Here is an 18,042-nt window from a genome sequence, read left to right on the forward strand (position 1 = left end):
TTAAGATCAAGGGCACAGGCTCACGATGGACCAGTCGGCTTCACAATCCTTCGACATCAACCACTCCAATGAGTGGGAAGACGATACGCTGCATGAAGAATGCGGCGTGTTCGGCATCCTCGGGCACCCGGATGCGGCAACGCTGACGGCGCTTGGTCTGCATGCCCTTCAGCATCGTGGCCAGGAAGCTGCCGGTATCGTTTCCTTCGATGGCCTGCGCTTCCATTCGGAACGTCGCATGGGCCTTGTCGGCGACCACTACACGGACCCGGCAACGCTTGCCAAACTGCCAGGCAACATCTCCATCGGTCACGTCCGTTATTCGACGACCGGCGAAGTGGCGCTTCGAAACGTGCAGCCGCTGTTTGCCGAACTGGAAGTCGGCGGTATCGCGATTGCTCATAACGGCAACTTCACCAACGGCCTGACGTTGCGCCGTCAGCTGATCGCCGGTGGCGCCATCTGTCAGTCGACGTCGGATACAGAAGTCGTCCTGCATCTCATCGCCCGTTCCCGTTACTCCTCCACTGCCGACCGCTTCATCGATGCGATCCGCCAGATGGAAGGCGGTTATTCGATGGTGGCGATTACCCGCACCAAGCTGATCGCTGCACGCGATCCCACCGGCATCCGCCCGCTGGTCATGGGCGAGCTCGACGGCAAGCCGATCTTCGCGTCGGAAAGCTGCGCACTCGACATTATCGGCGCCAAGTTCGTGCGTGACGTCGAAAACGGCGAAGTCATCATCTGCGAAATCCAGTCGGACGGCTCGATCTCGATCGACGCCCGCAAGGCCGGCAACGGCCAGCCGGAGCGCCTTTGCCTGTTCGAATATGTCTATTTCGCCCGTCCGGATTCGGTCGTCGGCGGTCGCAGCGTTTATGTCGCGCGCAAGAACATGGGCATCAATCTTGCCAAGGAAGCGCCGGTCGAGGCCGATGTCGTCGTGCCGGTTCCCGATGGCGGCACGCCGGCAGCGCTCGGTTATGCACAAGCGAGCGGCATTCCGTTCGAATACGGCATCATCCGCAACCATTATGTCGGCCGTACCTTCATCGAGCCGACGCAGCAGATCCGCGCTTTCGGCGTGAAGCTGAAACACTCGGCCAACCGGGCAATGATCGAAGGCAAGCGCGTCGTTCTGGTCGACGATTCGGTCGTTCGCGGCACCACGTCTCTCAAGATCGTGCAGATGATACGCGATGCCGGCGCCAAGGAAGTGCACCTGCGCGTCGCAAGCCCGATGATCTACTATCCGGATTTCTACGGCATCGACACGCCGGACCGGGAAAAGCTGCTCGCCAACCAGTATGAAAGCCTGGAAGCGATGTGCAAATATATCGGCTGCGACAGCCTTGAATTCCTGTCGATCAACGGCCTCTACCAGGCCGTCGGCGGCGAGGACCGCAACGACGCACGTCCGCAGTTCACCGACCACTATTTCACCGGCGACTATCCGACCCGTCTTCTCGACAAGGACGGCGAAGCGGTCGGTCGCAAGGTCTCGCTACTCGCCAGCAACGGTTGAGCCGGACGCGAAGACCGGTTTCCAACAACCGATAAACATTCTAGAAGGCTGCGGAAACGCGGCCTTCTTTTTTGGCCTCAAAATCAGATTGTCTAAGCGGGGCGGGAAACATGACCATCGATCTCAAAGGCAGGATTGCGCTTGTAACCGGCGCATCGCGCGGCATCGGCTATTTCACGGCGATTGAACTGGCAAAAGCCGGCGCGCATGTGATTGCCTGCGCTCGCACAGTCGGCGGGCTGGAAGAACTGGATGACGTGATCAAGGCCGCCGGCGGCTCGGCCACACTCGTTCCCTTCGATCTTTCCGACATGGACGCAATCGACAGGCTGGGGGCGTCGATCTATGAGCGCTGGGGCAAGCTCGACATTCTCGTCGCCAATGCCGGCATTCTCGGCGTCATCGCACCGGTCGCCCATGTTGAAGCGAAGACCTTCGATCGCGTCATGACCACCAATGTCACGTCCATGTGGCGGCTGGTCCGCTCTCTGGAGCCGCTGCTGGTCAAGTCTGATGCTGGCCGCGCCATCCTGCTTTCGTCCGGCGTTGCCACCAATCCGCGCGCGTTCTGGGGTGCCTATGCGATGTCGAAGGCCGCGGTCGAGACCATGGGCAGGATCTGGGCCGAGGAAATGGCGCATACGCCGCTGAAGATCAACATGGTCAACCCGGGCGCCACCCGCACCGCCATGCGCGCCCAGGCCATGCCTGGCGAAGACCCGGAAACCCTGCCGCATCCGTCAGAGGTCGCCGCAAAGATCCTGCCGCTCGCCTCGCCCGAAATGACCGACAGCGGCCGCCTGTTCGTCGTGCGCGAAAACCGCTTCGTCGATTACCGGCTGCCGGAGTGAAGAAAGCACAGGGCGATAAGATCCGGCATGACTTTGGCTGCGGCTCCCCTAACTTGAAGGAGCAGACCTGAAGCATCGTGCCATGCCGGAGACTTGTCCTTGCCGTTCGAACATTTCTCGCTTGAACATCTGATTTCCCAATATGGCGTGCTCGCCGTGTTTTTAGGCGCAGCCTTCGAGGGCGAGACGGCGGTCTTTTTGGGCGGGGTCTTTGCGCACCGGCATTTCATGTCCTGGTGGGAAGCGGCGACGGCTGCAGCAATCGGTTCATTTGCGGCGGATCAGGCGTGGTTCTTCGCCGGGCGTTATGCCAACCGGCTGGCGCTGGTTCAACGCTTCCTGAAAACCGATGCGGCGCAGAAGGTCAGTCAGCTTCTCGAAGCCCATCCGACCGGCTTCATCCTCGCCTTTCGCTTCATCTACGGCATGCGAACGGTCAGCCCGATTGCAATCGGGCTAAGTTCGGTGTCGGCACTTCGCTTCGTTATCCTCAATTTCATCACGGCCGTGGTCTGGGCCGTGTTGATCACCACGATCGGCTATCTGTTCGGCAATGCGGTCGAGATGCTGTTCGGGCGATTGAGGCTGCATCTCCATATGCTGATCGCCATCGCCGCGATTGTAGTCATACTCGCTGCCCTCGCCTATCTCATCCGCAGGCAGATGCGCGGAGGGTCGGTCACGCGCTGAAGACGGGCTTGTCTTTTCTTATCCGGTTTTCGTAAGGCCCGCCGCCACAAGCGGCTCGATCAGCAGGCAGGCATCATCGACCAGCCGTTTCGACAGCGAAGGATGTTCCTGATCGAACTGCCTGATCGCTTTCAACGCATAAAGCAGCATCCAGGCGCGCTGGTCGATGTCGGCGGGCAAAGGGCTGCCGTCGATCAACGCCAGGACCGCCGTCAGCTTTTCCAGCATCTGGCTGCGCAGGCCGGCGCGGCGAAGGGAGCCGTCCTCGCGGGCATCGGCCAGAACCAGGGCCGCCGCCCTCTCCGTCTGCAATCCGCGCATCATCGCCACCAGCGCCCGGGCAATTTCATGTGCCGATGCACCTGCGGCAATCGCCACCACCTTTTCCAGTTCGTCGGTGAGATGCGCGCCGTAACGGTCCATGATCGCCTGGGCAAGTGCATCCTTTGTCGGAAAGAAGCGGTAGAGCGAGCCGATCGCCGTGCTCGATTGCGCGGCGACTTCCGACATGGTCACGGCTCGATAGCCGTGCGTGGCAAACAGGCCGATCGCCGTTTCGACGATGGTAGCCACACGTTCATGACCACGTTTGCGCTTGGGTTCCACCGCCTTTGGCGGCTTCGCGGTTGACATTTGCGAGGCGATCCTCAAATAGGAGTTATGCGAGTACATCCTCGCATAACATGATGCAGACCTCTCGTCATCCCGTCGCGGATTTCCCTCGCCGCCCTGCCGATCCGGCCTGCAGTTCATCTTGCACGCACTCGCGCTTCCTCGCCGAAAGACATCCTATGCTCGCACTCGATCCCAAAACCACCGCGCTCGTTCTCATCGATCTGCAGAAGGGTATTCTCGCCATGAACACGGCGCCGCATGCCAGCGCCGATGTTCTCGCCAAAGGCCGCCAACTGGCGGATACCTTCCGCAAGGCAGATGCGCCGGTGGCTCTGGTCAATGTCGATTTCGGCCCGGATTTTGGCGATGCGCCGCGCGGCCTCACCGATGCCGCCGCCGGCCGCAACTATCCGGAGGACTGGACGGTACTGGCTGAAGGCCTGCAACAGCCGGGAGATCTCATCGTGACGAAACATCAATGGGGCGCTTTCCACGGCACCGATCTCGACGTCAAGCTTCGTCGGCGTGGCATTCAAACCATCGTGGTCGGAGGTATCGCTACCAATTTCGGCGTTGAATCGACGGTCCGCGCCGGCTGGGAGCACGGCTACAACATGGTTGTCGTGGAGGACGCATCAACCGGCGTTTCCGCCGAATTGCATGACATGGCTTTCAAATTCATCTTCCCGCGCATCGCACGCGTGACCACCACGGCGGACCTTTCACTTGACTGATCGCCTGATGTCCGAGGATCCCGACGATGATCGGTCAAATCACCGTTGGCTAAAGCGGGCCGCGAACTTGCCGCCGGTGGCGCGCTGGCCGGTGCTTATTGCAGGCTCGCTGCTCTTTGGCTGGCTTCTTGAGCTCCTGCATCTGCCGGCCGCATTGCTACTCGGCCCGATGGCAATGGCTATCGCCATGGCGCTTTCGGGCATGAGTTTCCGCATGCCGAAGGTGGCGTTCAACGGCGCGCAGGCGATCATCGGCGTGATGATAGCATCCAACATGCCGCCGTCGATATTTTCTGAACTTGTAGTGCAGTGGCCGGTCTTTGCAGTTGGCATCCTCGCAACCGTGATCGCTTCTGCGTCGCTTGGCGCGCTGATGGTCAGGGCGCAGATCTTTCCCGGCACGACCGCAATATGGGGTTCCTCGCCCGGCGCCGCCTCGGTCATGGTGCTGATGTCCGAAAGCTATGGCGGCGACATGCGGCTCGTCGCCTTCATGCAGTATTTGCGCGTCGTCTGCGTGGCGCTTGCAGCGACCATGGTGGCGCGTCTCTTCGGCGTGACGCCGGCCGACTCGCAAAGCGTCGAGTGGTTCCCTGCCCTTTCGCCTCTTTCTGTCCTTGCGACGCTGGCTGTCGCCTTCGGCTCGGCCTGGATCTGCGGGTTGATGCGTATTCCCGGAGCAGCACTGCTCGGGCCGCTGGCCGGCTGTCTTGTCGCCAAGTTCGGCTTCGGCATGCCGCTGGTGCTTGCGCCATGGATGCTTGCCATTGCCTATGCCCTGGTTGGCTGGGCGGTCGGCGGGCGGTTCACACGCGAGGTCGTCACTTACGCGGCGCGCAACTTCCTGCGCGTGCTCGGCTCGATTGCCTGCCTTCTTCTCATCTGCAGCGGCTTTGCCGCCATGCTGGTATTTTTCGCCGGCATTGATCCACTGACGGCCTATCTGGCGACCAGCCCCGGTGGTGCCGATTCGGTCGCCATCATCGCCGCATCGACCAATGTCGACGTGCCCTTCGTGATGGCAATGCAGATCGGCCGCTTTCTGGTCGTGGTGCTGACCGGGCCGATGCTCGCCAAGGCGATCGTGCGCCATATGTCCCGCTGACCGCACGGCTCTTCCACTCTTGACCAAACAGCCGACGCACGCCATAACCGAGCCCATGAAAACGAAGATTTCCATTTGTGGGAACATTATCCGCTAGCGTTCGCGCTGGTCCGGCCGTTTTCGTCTCTCGAAAAGCCTTGAAGACAAACGCCCCGGTCCGGTACCGGTTGCGGCATGTCTTGTTGAGGTTGGGAGAATTTTTCGATGAGCGCCACGCTCAAGCTATACAATACCTTGATCCGCGAGAAATCGGCGTTCCAGCCGATCGATGCCGACAACGTGCGCATGTATGTCTGCGGCCCGACGGTCTATGACTTCGCCCATATCGGCAATGCCCGCCCGGTCATCGTGTTCGACGTGCTGTTCCGGCTTTTGAGCCACGTCTACGGCGACACTCATGTCACCTATGCCCGCAACATCACCGACGTCGATGACAAGATCAATGCGCGGGCGCTGCGCGACTTTCCGCATCTGCCCTTGAACGACGCGATCCATGCGGTGACGGAAAAGACGGCGCAGCAGTTCCATGCCGATGTGGCGGCGCTGGGCTGCCTCGAGCCGACCGTCGAGCCGCGCGCCACCGACAATATTGCCCAGATGATCGAGATCATCGAGAAGCTGATCGCCCGTGGCCATGCCTATGTGGCGGAAGGCGAAGTGCTGTTCGACACCAAGTCAATGACGGATTACGGCCAGCTTTCCAAGCGTCCGCTGGACGAGCAGCAGGCCGGCGCGCGCGTGGCCGTCGATGCGCACAAGAAGAACCCCGGCGACTTTGTCTTGTGGAAGCTTTCCTCCCATAACGAACCCGGCTGGGAGAGCCCCTGGGGCCGCGGCCGTCCGGGCTGGCATATCGAATGCTCGGCGATGAGTGGCCGTTATCTCGGCGAGGTATTCGACATCCATGGCGGCGGCCTCGATCTCATCTTCCCGCACCACGAAAACGAGATTGCCCAGTCGCGCTGCGCCCATGGCACTGAAGTCATGGCGAATGTCTGGATGCATAACGGCTTCGTGCAGGTCGAAGGCAAGAAGATGTCGAAATCCGACGGCAACTTCATCACCATCAACCAGCTGCTGGAGACCGACACGTTCGGCGGCCACAAGTGGCCGGGCGAGGTGCTGCGGCTCGCCATGCTGATGACGCATTACCGCGAACCGATCGACTTTTCGGTGAAGCGGCTCGAGGAAGCAGAAAGGCTTCTGGCCAAGTGGCCGGCGGTCGATCCGTCCGAGATCCCGGCAGGCACCGAGCCCTGCCCGATCGTGCTCGAAGCGCTTGCCGATGATCTGAACACGGTGGCCGCCGTACAGCGCATCCACGCGCTGGCGCAGGAAGCCAACGCCGACAGGACGCTTCTGCCGATGTTTGCGGCAAGCGCCGCGCTTCTCGGTGTGTTGCCGAAGAAAACGGAAGTCGATGAAGCGCTTGCGGGTGCCGTCGATGCGCTTGTCGCGATGCGGCTTGAAATGCTGAAGGCGAAGAACTTTGCCGAAGCTGACAAGATCCGCGACGAACTCTCGGCCAAGGGCATCCAGCTGAAGGACGGTAAGGACGCGGCAACCGGCGAGCGGGTCACGACATGGGAGCTGAAGCGGTAGGCTTGCAGCTTCCGGGCGAGCGGCCCTATGCTGCAACCGAAACGTCAAGGAGGAAGACATGGGTGCCGAACGGAATGCAGAGCGTCATGTAAAATTCTTCCGCAACGGCGGTGCTCAGGCGGTCGTGATCCCGGCGGAGTTCGAGATGGCGGGCGAAGAAGCCGTCATGCGCAAGGAAGGTGATCGGCTCGTGATCGAGCCGGTCAACGAACCCAAGGAAAGCCTGATCGAGTGGCTACGTTCTCAGCCTCCGTGGGAAGGTGACTTCCCTGAACTGGATATTGACGAGCCACCGCCCCGTGATGTCGATCTATGAGCAGTTATCTTCACATGCTCGACACGAACATCCTTTCGGATGCGGTCCGCAATCCGTTCGGCACAGTGGCTGAGCTTATCGACAAGGCGGATAAAGGTAGCTTGTGTGTCAGCGCTATCGTGGCATCCGAGTTACGTTTTGGCGCGCTACGTCGAGGGTCGGCACGGCTTACATATCTCGTCGAAAATTCCTTGGCCCGGATCGCAATCCTTGCCTACGAAGACCAAGCATCCCACCACTTCGCTGAAATTCGCGGCACGCTTGAAAAACGTGGCACGCCGATTGGTACAACCGACCTCTTCATCGCCGCGCATGCCCGCTCTCTCGACCTCACTCTCGTCACCAACAACGTTCGCGAATTTTCCCGCGTCGACGGACTACGGGTTGAAAACTGGCTGGAGGAGGCTGCGTCATGACCCAGATCCATACCGGTGGCTGCCAATGCGGCGCCATCCGTTATCGAGCGACAGGCGAGATCGGTTTTCCGCATGTCTGCCATTGCCGCATGTGCCAGAAGGCGGCGGGGAGCTATTTCATGCCCTTCGGCGGGGTGAAGCATGAGAATTTCACGCTCACTCGCGGCGAACCGGCGTGGTTCAAGTCTTCCGACACAGTGCGGCGCGGCTTCTGTCGCGATTGCGGTACGCCCCTGTTTTACGATGGCGGGCACGATCATGTCAGCATCACGCTCGGCTCCCTCGATGCTCCCGAAAACGTAAAGCCGGAGATGCAGACGAATCTTGCCCGCAAGATGCCCTGGTTTAATGAGCTTGACGGCCTTCCTCATGAACCCGGCATGGATACGACGCCGGAGCAGGCCGCCGAGATTGCCAAAAGCAGCCGGCAACATCCCGACCATGATACGCAACACTGGCCGAAAGCCGGATCGGAGCTGTGGATTTGACCCATCATGTCCATACCGGTGGCTGCCAGTGCGGTGCGGTGCGCTTCGTCATCGAGGGCAAGCCGGGCCAGTCGTCCATCTGTCACTGTCGCATGTGCCAGAAGGCGTTCGGCGCGTACTATGCGCCGCTGATCTCCACACGCGGTGCAAGTTTTCGCTGGACACGCGGAGCGCCGAAACAGTTTCCGTCGTCGAACCATGTCGTGCGCGGTTTCTGCGGCAATTGCGGCACGCCGCTGACCTATGAGGCTTCGGACGGGATTGCCGTGTCTGCGGGTGCGCTGGACGATCCCTCGGCGCTGCCGCCATCGATCCAGTATGGCGTCGAGGCCAAAGTGCCGTTCGTCGATCACCTCGGCGCGCTTCCGGCGCATCATACGATGGACGATATCGAGGAAGCCCCCTTCCTTGCCGATATCGTTTCCAACCAGCATCCCGACCACGACACCGAAGCCTGGCAACCGGTTCCGGCCTCAGGCGGAACCACCACCAAGGAGGATGATGCATGAGCGAGACAACAGGAACGGCTGCCCCGCGAACCGGCGGATGCCAGTGCGGCGCCGTGCGTTTCAAAATCCATGGTAAGCTTGGCCGTGCATCCATCTGCCATTGCCGCATGTGCCAGAAGGCCTTTGGCGGCTTCTTCGGGCCGCTTGTCTCGGCACCGCAGGATGGTGTCGAATGGACCCGCGGCGAGCCGACCTATTTCCAGTCGTCGGTCAATATCGACCGCGGCTTCTGCAAGCGCTGCGGCACACCTTTGACCTATCGTCACCCTCAGGGCATCGAGATCGCCATCGGCGCCTTCGATGAGCGCGATGATCTGGCGCCGCAGGTTCAGGTCAACCACGCCTTCAAACTGCCCTGGGTCGAAAAGATCTTCGACGCGCCGGTGCATGGCGACGTCGATTATTACGACCGGCAGGAGCAGATCATCTCCTTCCAGCATCCCGACCACGATACCGAGAACTGGCCCGAGAAAGGCTTGCATCTGTGACCGACATTCTGCGCACGCTCTATCCCGTCTCCACCCCATACGACACCGGCACGCTGGATGTCGGCGACGGGCATGTGATCTACTGGGAACGCCATGGTCGCAAGGGCGCAAAACCCGTCGTCTTCCTGCATGGCGGACCGGGCGGCGGCATCACGCCGATCCAGGCGCGGCTGTTCGATCCGGAACTTTACGACATCCTCCTGTTCGACCAGCGCGGCTGCGGCCGCTCGACACCGCATGCGGGGCTTGAAGCCAATACGACATGGCATCTGGTAGCCGATATCGAGCGGCTTCGCGAAATGGTCGGCGTCGACCAATGGCAGGTGTTCGGCGGCTCCTGGGGTTCGACACTGGCACTCGCCTATGCCGAGACGCACCGGGATCGCGTTAGCGAGCTTCTTTTGCGCGGCGTCTATACGCTGACGAAGCCGGAGCTCGACTGGTACTATCAGTTCGGCGTCTCGGAAATGTTTCCCGACAAATGGGAGGCCTTCATCGCCCCCATTCCGGAAGCCGAGCGTCATGAGATGATGGCCGCCTATCACCGCCGCCTGACCGGCAATGACCGAGCCGAGCAGATCGCCTGCGCCAAGGCATGGAGCGTGTGGGAAGGCTCGACGATTACGCTTTTGCCGGAACCGGACCTTGCTTCTAAACACGACGAGGACCATTTCGCGCTCGCCTTTGCGCGGATCGAGAACCACTTCTTCGTCAATGACGGCTGGCTGGATGAAGGCCAGCTTTTGCGGGATGCGACGAAGCTTGCCGGCATTCCCGGTGTCATCGTGCATGGCCGTTACGACATGCCCTGCCCGCTCAAGTATGCCTGGCAGTTGTCGAAGGTCTGGCTAGACGCGGATTTCCACATCGTCGAGGGCGCCGGCCACGCCGTTTCCGAACCGGGGATCACCGACCGGCTGATCCGCGCGACGGACAGGTTTGCGGGGAAAATCTAGTTTCGGCCGAGTTTTTGGCAGCCCCTCATCCGGCTGCCGCCACCTTCTCCCCGTCCATACGGGGAGAAGGGATATGCCGCTCCCTCACCGCCTGACGCCCCGTCGCGTTGGGCACGTCCCCTCTCCCCACCTGCGGGGAGAGGTGGTGAGCAACTCGTTGCTCACTGGGTGAGGGGCAGCTTCACACATAACAACCAGCTCCATGGGAGGAGCATCCATGACGACCCGAGACCGCCTATATCTCTTCGACACCACGCTTCGTGACGGGCAACAGACGCCTGGGGTCGATTTTTCCGTCGAGGACAAGATCGCGATTTCGGCGATGCTGGACGAATTCGGTTTCGATTATGTCGAGGGCGGTTATCCCGGCGCCAATCCGACCGACACGGCCTTCTTCACCGAAAAACGGACGGTGAAGGCCAAATTCGTCGCCTTCGGCATGACCAAGCGCGCCGGTATTTCAGCTTCCAACGATCCGGGGCTTGCTACGCTTTTGCAGGCCAAGAGCGATGCCGTATGTTTCGTCGCCAAGAGCTGGGATTATCATGTCAAGGTGGCTCTCGGCTGCACCAATGAAGAAAACCTCGCCTCCATCCGCGATAGCGTCGAGGCGGCCAAGGCTCAGGGCAAGGAGCCGCTGGTCGATTGCGAACATTTTTTCGACGGCTACAAGGCCAATCCGGAATACGCGCTCGCCTGCGCCCGCACCGCCCATGACGCCGGAGCGCGCTGGATCGTGCTCTGCGACACCAATGGCGGCACGCAGCCGAACGAGGTGCGCGAGATCGTCTCCGCCGTCATCGCCACCGGTATTCCCGGCGCGTCGCTCGGCATCCATGCGCATGACGATACCGGCCAGGCGGTGGCCAATTCGCTTGCCGCCATCGAAGCCGGCTGTCGGCAGGTTCAGGGCACGCTCAACGGCATCGGCGAACGCTGCGGCAATGCCAACCTGATCACGCTGATCGGAACGCTCTGTCTGAAGGAGGCCTATGCCTCCCGCTTCGAGACGGCGATCGACCCGGAGCGGCTGTCGGGGCTGACGCGCCTGTCGCACGCCTTCGATGAGCTTCTCAACCGCTCGCCCAACCATCAGGCGCCTTATGTCGGAGCATCCGCCTTCGCCACCAAGGCGGGTATCCACGCCTCGGCACTCCTGAAGGATCCACGTACCTATGAGCATGTGACGCCGGACAGCGTCGGCAACCTACGCAAGGTCATGGTGTCAGACCAGGGCGGTAAATCAAACTTCATCAACGCGCTGAAGCGCCGCGGGATAGAGGTTGCCAAGGACGATCCGAAGCTCGATCACCTGATCTCGATCGTCAAGGAACGCGAAGCCTCCGGCTATGCCTATGAGGGCGCCGATGCCAGCTTCGAGCTGCTCGCGCGGCGCACGCTCGGCACGATCCCCGAATTCTTCTCGATCGACGGTTTTCGGGTGATGGTCGAGCGCCGTTTCGACAGTCTCGGACGCATCAAGATCGTGTCGGAGGCGGTGGTGAAGATCGTCATCGATGGCGAGAACCATATGTCGGTGGCGGAAGGCGATGGCCCGGTCAACGCGCTCGACCTTGCACTCAGGAAGGATTTCGGCAAGTACCAGAACGAGATCGACGACCTCGTTCTGGCAGACTTCAAGGTGCGTATCCTCAACGGCGGCACCGAGGCCATCACCCGCGTCCTGATCGAATCCACCGATGGAAGCGGCGTGCGCTGGTGGACGGTCGGCGTGTCGGAAAACATCATCGATGCCTCGTTCCAGGCACTGATGGATTCGGTCATCTACAAGCTGATGAAGAACCGGGAACTGGCGGGCCGGATTGCTGCTGAGTGAACTCTATCGCCGCAGCACATCCGCCAGTGATGCCACCGCGATTGCCACTGTCGTATAGGCTTTGTTCCAGTCCGGCGAGCGTTTGCCGAGTTCGAGCAGGCGCGACTGGTTAGCGTCGAGGGCCTGGAAGGCGTCGGCTCGGGTGGCGTCATGGCTGTCGGCTTTGGTGGCTGCGTAATAGCGCCGTGTCTTGAAGCGCGGATTGGCGCCGGGCTTGACTTCCAACCTGTCCTGATCGCCGTCAGCATGGGCGTTGATGATCGGCGCGACGGATCCGGCACCAAATCTCAGTGCCTCACGCATCGGCCCATAATCGCCGTGATAGGGTATGCGCCGCGAGGTCAGTTCAAGCCCCTGGCGAATGCAATCCAACCGATAGACGGGAGACGCCGCCATGCATTCGCTTCGCACCGAGGCCAGGTCCCGGACGATGCTCTGCGTCACGAGATCATTGAGGCTCTGGTCGTAATCCGACGCCCCGTCACGGCCTTCGGCGCGGGCATCCTGCGCATGGACCGGTGGCGTTATGGACAGCGATTGAACCGACGCCATCACGATGAAAAACAGAAAGCCCCGAACCCCCATTATCGCCCCTTCCGATTGTCATCGGAGCCACATATCCGTGCCCCCGCACGTTACGGCCCCCGCGCATGATGCTACCCTAGAGCTGCGACAATCGGAATGCTTTTCGGGCGGCGAGAGAGACGCCACCCGAAAACAAGGGTTTCCTACTTGAGCAGGGTCCGGTCGAGGAAATCGTTCATCAGCGGCGCGATCTCGTCGAGCTTGTCTTCCAAGGCGAAATGGCCGGTGTCGAGTATATGCATCTCCGCATCCGGCAGATCCTTCAGATAGGGATGCGCGCCGGCTTCCGGAAAGATCTTGTCGTTCTTGCCCCAGACGATCAGTGTCGGCGGCTTGCGGTCGCGGAAGAATTTCTGGAACTGCGGATAAAGCGGCAGATTGGTGCGGTAGTCGTAGAACAGGTCGAGCTGGATCTCGTTATTGCCGGGCCGATCGAGCAGCGCCTGGTCTTGCAGCCAGTTGTCGGGGCTGATGCGAGAAACATCCCTCACCCCGTCGGTATACTGGAATTTGGTGGCGTCCAGCGTCAGTATGCCCTTCTGAACCTCGCGATCCTTTTCCGATCCGCTTGCCCAATAGGCCCTGATCGGGTCCCAGAATTCCTTAAGCCCTTCCTCATAGGCATTGCCGTTCTGGACGACGAGGGCCGTCACCCGCTCGGGGTGTTTCAGCGCCAGCCGGTAGCCGACCGGGGCACCGTAATCCATCACATACAGGGCGTAGTTCGTCGCGCCGATCTGGCCAAGGAGATCATCGACGATATCGGCGTAATGGGCGAAGCTGTAGGTGAACCGGGTGTGGTCCGGCGCATCGCTATAGCCAAAGCCCGGATAGTCCGGCGCGATCACCCGGTAGCGATCGGCAAGCAGCGGGATGAGGTTGCGGAACATGTGCGAAGACGTGGGAAAGCCGTGCAGGAGAAGCACGACCGGCGCATCCTTGCGGCCGGCCTCGCGATAAAAGACCTTGACGCCGTCCACCGTGGCGTAACGATAATGGATGACGGCGGGTGCAGGGCGCGCAGCCGTGATCATGTCTGCTGCAGTCGCAACGCCCGGGAGCGGGGCGAGACCGGCAAGAGACAATCCAAGGGCGATCACAAATCGATTCATTTCACTTCTCCAAGTGGTTGACATTACAATTGAAACTTTCGACGCTGCCGGATGTCCTTCGACCGGCTGCATGGGCGTCCGGCAAAGGCCGGCGAACGGGAAGACGATGGACCGCATAGAAGCGATGACGATGCTGATCAGGGTTGCCGACACCGGCAACTTTTCGGCGGCCGCAAGATCGCTCAACGTCCCTGTCACCACGCTTTCGCGCAAAATCTCGGATCTCGAAGCGGCGCTCGGAGCGAAGCTTCTCGTCCGCAGCACCCGCAGAACCGACCTGACGGATGCCGGCAGCAGCTATCTTGCGGCCGCCCGGCGGATCATCGAGCAGGTGGAGGAAGCCGAACGGGAGGCTGCAGGCGAGCTCACCGAACCGAAAGGCCGGCTGGTTGTCACCGCGCCGATCCAGTTCGGCCAGTTGCATGTGCTGCCGGTCGTCACCGACTTCCTCGCCCGCTTCCCTGAAATCGATATCCGCCTGCTGCTGCAGGACCGAAACCTGCAACTGGTCGAAGACCATATCGACATGGCCGTGCGTATCGGTCGGTTGCCGGACAGTTCGATGATCGCGACTTCAGTCGGATCGGTCCGCATGGTGGTCTGCGCCAGCCCAAGGCTCATGGCGGCGCAAGGCATGCCGGAAACCCCGCTGGATCTTTCCCGTTTTCCCTCTGTCACGATCGAGACACCACTCTCCCAACCCGGCTGGCAATTTCGCGAAGCGGGCGACCGGTCGCCTTTCTCGGTCTCGCCTACCCCTCGCCTGTCGGTCACCACGGTCGAAGCGGCATTACAAGCGGCCATCCGCGATGCCGGCGTCATCCGCCTCTTCCACTATCAAGTGGCCGATGCCGTGAAGGCCGGCGACCTGAAGATCATCCTTGAAGATTACGAGACCGATCCTGTCCCGGTGAGCCTGATCCACGCATCACGGGGACAGATGCCGCTGAAGATGCGCAGCTTTCTCGACTTTGCGGTTCCGAGATTGCGAGCCGTCTTTCCGATCCGGTCTTAAGCTGCTCCCACCCCTGCCCGAAGCGCTGCATTTTCCTTTTCAAGTTCGGCGAGGCGCTCCTGAAGCGGACGGACGGCGGCTGCGACTTCCTTTTCGGTGAAGCGTGGCGTGATGTGCTGCGGGCAGTTCCAGTCGAAGGCTTCCAGCCGCACCTTGAAAATGCGCTCGGCCTTGCCGCGATAGCCTGCGTCGGTAACGAGAGCGGTGATCGCCGGGTCTTCATCCAGCGCCAGTTTTTCGACATGCGCATAGATTTTCAGCCGGGCGCGGCGCGGATAATCCATCAGGAACAGGCAGGCCTTGTCGCTGGAGGCCAGATTGCCGGTCGAGATATACTGGCGATTGCCACGGAAATCGGCGAAGGCAAGCGTGCGGTCGTCGACGACTTTTAGGAACCCTGCCGGTCCGCCGCGATGCTGGATATAGGGCCAGCCGGTCTCGGAAACCGTAGCCATGTAGAAGCTGTCGCGTTCACCGATGAAGGCCTTTTCGCCTTCGGTGAAGCGATCCATCGTGCGGTCACCAGAAAAATCCGACCAGAAATGATCGATGCCCATTTCGGCTTGTGCTGCCCGCACGCTCGGCGTCGAGGCGATATCGAGAAATCCGTAGGACATGGCGTTCTCCCTTGAAACATGAACCGGGGATCGATGGCGATCCCGTGCGGTTCGTTGGGAGAACTATGCCTCTTTTCATTCCTCGTAATAATCAGCCATTTCTGGAGATCATCTCTCCGGAAAATGGGCAGATGAAATCAGGACTCGTCGAATGACAGGCCCCAGTCTTTCTCGCCATACCATTCCTCGCCTGTCGCTTCCGTCTTCCAGCGCAGGCTTCTTACCCTGCGCAGGCCACGCGCCCGGAAAGCGGCTTCCAGCCCGGCATGACGACCTTCCGGTACCGGCCTGGTACTTTCACCCCAGATGAAGGAGACGATCTGCAGGAAGCGCGCGCCAAAACCCTCAGCCTGACGGTCGATCATCAGGTAGGCCGCATGACGGGTGAAACCGATGCGGCTTTTTTCGATCGCCGGAATGCCGAGCGGGAAGATCAGGCGACCATAGGGCGCGAGTTTTTCGATCCAGGCTTCCGGCGGGTGGTCGAGGGCGAAATTGGCGTAGATGACATCGGCTTCTTCTCTCGGCCAGTCGAAGGCATCGCCCTGCACCACCTCGACATTTGCGTATGAGGCGAGATTCGCCGTTGCCCTTTGCGCCAGTGAGGCATCGTATTCCACACCGATCACCCGACCGGATGGGCCGACGAGTTCGGCCATGATCGCCGTATAATACCCGACGCCGGCGCCCATATGCACGACCGTCTCGCCCTCGCGGATCTTGAACGCGTCAAACGCCGCCGCATGCAGCGAGGGGGATCCGTTGTTGATGCCCTTTTCCGTCTTCAGCCCGACAAGCACATCCTGATAGAGCACAATGGGATCGGTCGAGGCGACGGGGCGGTATCCGCTGCCGAAGATATCGTCGAATATCCAGGGCGGCGGGCCGACATAGTCCTCGCGCGGCACACGGGCAAAAGCGGCAAGCAGTCGCGCATTGTCGTCCACCCCGGCCTTGGCGAGGAGCTGGAGCGCATAGTTGCGACGATGCGCGGGCTGGTCTTCCAGGTTCATACGTCATTCTCCGGTCTGTTATCCATCATGCCGCGCTTTCCACCCGATCTGGCCTCTCGATCAGATTTGCGAAACAGCTTCGCGCGTGGGTGGCAGGATGGATGACTTGTCTCAATGCAAGGTTCAAAGAAATGAATTGGTAGCACAGGGCACGATCCTGTAATTGCGCCATGATAATTACAAACACAATTACAACAGAATGCCGGAAGCACCCCATGGCCACCGAAAACGCCGCGTCCCCCGCCAACACGCCTGTTGCGGTCAATGAAGATACGCCACGCGGTTTCGCCTTCGGCTTGACTGCCTATTTCATGTGGGGTTTTCTGCCCTTCTACCTGAAGGCGGTGTCTCATCTTCCGCCGATGGAGGTGCTGGCGCACAGGGCGATCTGGTCCGTCCCTGTGGCGGGTATCGTGCTCATCATTCTCGGCCGGCTGAAGGATGTCCGGGCAGCATTCGCCAATCCGCGCATGCTCGGCATGGCCTGCGTTACCGCGACATTCATCACCCTCAACTGGGGCGTCTATGTCTGGGCGGTTGCCGCAGGACACGCGCTCGACGCCGCTCTCGGCTATTTCATCAACCCGCTGTTCAGCATCTTTCTGGCCGCCGTCATTCTGAAAGAAAAGCTCGCACCGTTGCAGATGGCGGCAATCGGGCTTGCGGTCGTGGCGGTCGCCATTCTTGCCTGGGGCGCCGGCGGGCTTCCGTGGGTATCGCTGGCTTTGACCTTCACCTGGGGCATCTATGCGCTCTTGCGCAAGACGCTGCCGATCGGCCCCAACCAGGGGTTCTTTCTCGAAGTGCTTTTAATCAGCATCCCGATGCTGCCCTATGTCATCTGGCTCGAAGCGACCGGACAGGGCCACTTCCTTGGCGGAACCGGCTTCGACATGGGCATGCTGGCGCTTTCCGGTATCGTGACCGCGGGGCCACTGATGATCTATGCCAACGGCGCCAAGCTTTTGAAACTGTCAACCATCGGCATCATGCAATATATCGCGCCGACGATGATCTTCCTGATCGCGATCTTCGCCTTCGGCGAGCCGCTGAGCCCGATAAAGCTTACAAGTTTCGTCTTGATCTGGGCGGCGCTGGCGCTCTACACCGTCGCCATGCTGCGACAGTTGCGCGGCCGCTGATTTTCGCCACGGGTTCTCAAGGACAGACCTTCATGCAGATGTCAGACATTCCCTTCGGCACGACCGACTGGTCGGAGATCGAACCGACCGTGCACAAGGGCGACACGGGCCATTCGACCTGGCGGACGCAGCATTTCGGCGCCATTCGGGTGCGGATGGTCGAGCACTCGCCGGGTTATCTGGCCGACCACTGGTGCGAAAAGGGTCATATCCTTCTGTGCCTTGAAGGCGAGATGACGACGGAACTCGCCGACGGGCGGGTGTTCGTGCTGAAACCCGGCATGAGCTATCAGGTTGCCGACAAGGCAGAGCCGCACCGCTCCTCGACGACGACCGGCGCAAAGCTGTTCATCGTCGACTGACTACGCGTTCAGACGTAGTCCTCCGGCCTGTCTTTCCATCATCCTCGGGCTTGTCCCGAGG

21 protein-coding genes are annotated in these 18,042 nt (G+C 60.8%); 16 read left to right on the forward strand and 5 right to left on the reverse strand.

Features of this window, described 5'->3' with window-relative positions; translation table 11 throughout:
• Positions 1-25: 25 nt before the first annotated feature.
• The 3 genes from purF to JZX87_RS14685 all read left to right on the forward strand — a co-directional run bounded on the left by purF (position 26) and on the right by JZX87_RS14685 (position 3,069).
• Positions 26-1,528 carry an amidophosphoribosyltransferase gene (gene purF / locus JZX87_RS14675; protein WP_206826426.1) on the forward strand — a complete coding sequence of 501 codons (1,503 nt, stop codon included), beginning with the start codon at positions 26-28 and terminating at the stop codon, positions 1,526-1,528.
• A 110-nt stretch (positions 1,529-1,638) separates the two neighbouring features.
• Positions 1,639-2,379 (forward strand): SDR family NAD(P)-dependent oxidoreductase, encoded by a 741-nt coding sequence (locus JZX87_RS14680; RefSeq protein WP_206826428.1) that lies wholly within the window; start codon positions 1,639-1,641, stop codon positions 2,377-2,379.
• 99 nt (positions 2,380-2,478) lie between these two features.
• Positions 2,479-3,069 carry a DedA family protein gene (locus JZX87_RS14685; RefSeq protein WP_286194651.1) on the forward strand — a complete coding sequence of 197 codons (591 nt, stop codon included), beginning with the start codon at positions 2,479-2,481 and terminating at the stop codon, positions 3,067-3,069.
• 18 nt (positions 3,070-3,087) lie between these two features.
• Here JZX87_RS14685 and JZX87_RS14690 read toward each other — a convergent pair whose 3' ends face one another.
• Positions 3,088-3,702 carry a TetR/AcrR family transcriptional regulator gene (locus tag JZX87_RS14690; RefSeq protein ID WP_206826430.1) on the reverse strand — a complete coding sequence of 205 codons (615 nt, stop codon included), beginning with the start codon at positions 3,700-3,702 and terminating at the stop codon, positions 3,088-3,090.
• 158 nt (positions 3,703-3,860) lie between these two features.
• On the opposite strand from JZX87_RS14690, the gene JZX87_RS14695 reads away from it, so the two are divergent.
• The 10 genes from JZX87_RS14695 to cimA all read left to right on the forward strand — a co-directional run bounded on the left by JZX87_RS14695 (position 3,861) and on the right by cimA (position 12,135).
• Entirely contained in the window at positions 3,861-4,418 is a 558-nt protein-coding gene (locus tag JZX87_RS14695; RefSeq protein WP_206826431.1) for a hydrolase, read from the forward strand.
• Positions 4,411-5,523 carry an AbrB family transcriptional regulator gene (locus tag JZX87_RS14700; RefSeq protein ID WP_286194655.1) on the forward strand — a complete coding sequence of 371 codons (1,113 nt, stop codon included), beginning with the start codon at positions 4,411-4,413 and terminating at the stop codon, positions 5,521-5,523. The genes JZX87_RS14695 and JZX87_RS14700 overlap by 8 nt, the downstream gene beginning before the upstream one ends.
• A gap of 204 nt (positions 5,524-5,727) precedes the next feature.
• Positions 5,728-7,125 (forward strand): cysteine--tRNA ligase, encoded by a 1,398-nt coding sequence (gene cysS, locus JZX87_RS14705; RefSeq protein WP_206826432.1) that lies wholly within the window; start codon positions 5,728-5,730, stop codon positions 7,123-7,125.
• A gap of 58 nt (positions 7,126-7,183) precedes the next feature.
• Positions 7,184-7,441 (forward strand): antitoxin, encoded by a 258-nt coding sequence (locus tag JZX87_RS14710; protein ID WP_206826433.1) that lies wholly within the window; start codon positions 7,184-7,186, stop codon positions 7,439-7,441.
• Entirely contained in the window at positions 7,438-7,857 is a 420-nt protein-coding gene (locus JZX87_RS14715) for a type II toxin-antitoxin system VapC family toxin (protein ID WP_206826434.1), read from the forward strand. Before JZX87_RS14710 ends, JZX87_RS14715 begins: the two co-directional genes overlap by 4 nt.
• Positions 7,854-8,345, forward strand: a complete 492-nt coding sequence (locus JZX87_RS14720) for a GFA family protein (protein WP_206826435.1) — start codon at positions 7,854-7,856, stop codon at positions 8,343-8,345. The genes JZX87_RS14715 and JZX87_RS14720 overlap by 4 nt, the downstream gene beginning before the upstream one ends.
• Entirely contained in the window at positions 8,342-8,854 is a 513-nt protein-coding gene (locus JZX87_RS14725; protein WP_286194659.1) for a GFA family protein, read from the forward strand. The genes JZX87_RS14720 and JZX87_RS14725 overlap by 4 nt, the downstream gene beginning before the upstream one ends.
• Positions 8,851-9,342: a GFA family protein gene (locus JZX87_RS14730; RefSeq protein ID WP_206826436.1), complete on the forward strand. Its 492-nt coding sequence runs from the start codon at positions 8,851-8,853 to the stop codon at positions 9,340-9,342. Before JZX87_RS14725 ends, JZX87_RS14730 begins: the two co-directional genes overlap by 4 nt.
• Positions 9,339-10,298 (forward strand): prolyl aminopeptidase, encoded by a 960-nt coding sequence (gene pip / locus JZX87_RS14735; protein ID WP_206826438.1) that lies wholly within the window; start codon positions 9,339-9,341, stop codon positions 10,296-10,298. Before JZX87_RS14730 ends, pip begins: the two co-directional genes overlap by 4 nt.
• Before the next feature lie 217 nt (positions 10,299-10,515).
• Positions 10,516-12,135, forward strand: a complete 1,620-nt coding sequence (cimA, locus tag JZX87_RS14740) for a citramalate synthase (RefSeq protein WP_206826440.1) — start codon at positions 10,516-10,518, stop codon at positions 12,133-12,135.
• Between the two features lie 3 nt (positions 12,136-12,138).
• Here the strand turns inward: cimA and JZX87_RS14745 are convergent, their stop codons facing one another.
• Both JZX87_RS14745 and JZX87_RS14750 read right to left on the reverse strand, forming a co-directional pair.
• Complete coding sequence (locus tag JZX87_RS14745) at positions 12,139-12,720, reverse strand: hypothetical protein (RefSeq protein WP_206826441.1); 582 nt, start codon at positions 12,718-12,720, stop codon at positions 12,139-12,141.
• 143 nt (positions 12,721-12,863) lie between these two features.
• Positions 12,864-13,832, reverse strand: coding sequence for an alpha/beta fold hydrolase (locus JZX87_RS14750; RefSeq protein WP_206826442.1), 969 nt, complete (start codon positions 13,830-13,832; stop codon positions 12,864-12,866).
• A 106-nt stretch (positions 13,833-13,938) separates the two neighbouring features.
• On the opposite strand from JZX87_RS14750, the gene JZX87_RS14755 reads away from it, so the two are divergent.
• Positions 13,939-14,847 (forward strand): LysR family transcriptional regulator, encoded by a 909-nt coding sequence (locus tag JZX87_RS14755; RefSeq protein WP_206826443.1) that lies wholly within the window; start codon positions 13,939-13,941, stop codon positions 14,845-14,847.
• On the opposite strand, the gene JZX87_RS14760 is transcribed toward JZX87_RS14755, so the two are convergent.
• Entirely contained in the window at positions 14,844-15,464 is a 621-nt protein-coding gene (locus tag JZX87_RS14760; protein WP_206826444.1) for a pyridoxamine 5'-phosphate oxidase family protein, read from the reverse strand. The genes JZX87_RS14755 and JZX87_RS14760 overlap by 4 nt on opposite strands.
• Positions 15,465-15,601: 137 nt before the next feature.
• Complete coding sequence (locus tag JZX87_RS14765) at positions 15,602-16,477, reverse strand: protein-L-isoaspartate O-methyltransferase family protein (protein ID WP_206826445.1); 876 nt, start codon at positions 16,475-16,477, stop codon at positions 15,602-15,604.
• A gap of 215 nt (positions 16,478-16,692) precedes the next feature.
• Between JZX87_RS14765 and rarD the strand changes: the two genes are divergently transcribed.
• Together rarD and JZX87_RS14775 are read left to right on the forward strand one after the other, a co-directional pair.
• Positions 16,693-17,619: an EamA family transporter RarD gene (gene rarD / locus JZX87_RS14770; RefSeq protein WP_148145434.1), complete on the forward strand. Its 927-nt coding sequence runs from the start codon at positions 16,693-16,695 to the stop codon at positions 17,617-17,619.
• Between the two features lie 32 nt (positions 17,620-17,651).
• Positions 17,652-17,981, forward strand: a complete 330-nt coding sequence (locus tag JZX87_RS14775) for a DHCW motif cupin fold protein (protein ID WP_148145435.1) — start codon at positions 17,652-17,654, stop codon at positions 17,979-17,981.
• Positions 17,982-18,042 lie beyond the last annotated feature (61 nt).

The organism is Agrobacterium sp. Ap1, from assembly GCF_017313375.1.
GTDB lineage: Bacteria > Pseudomonadota > Alphaproteobacteria > Rhizobiales > Rhizobiaceae > Neorhizobium > Neorhizobium cellulosilyticum.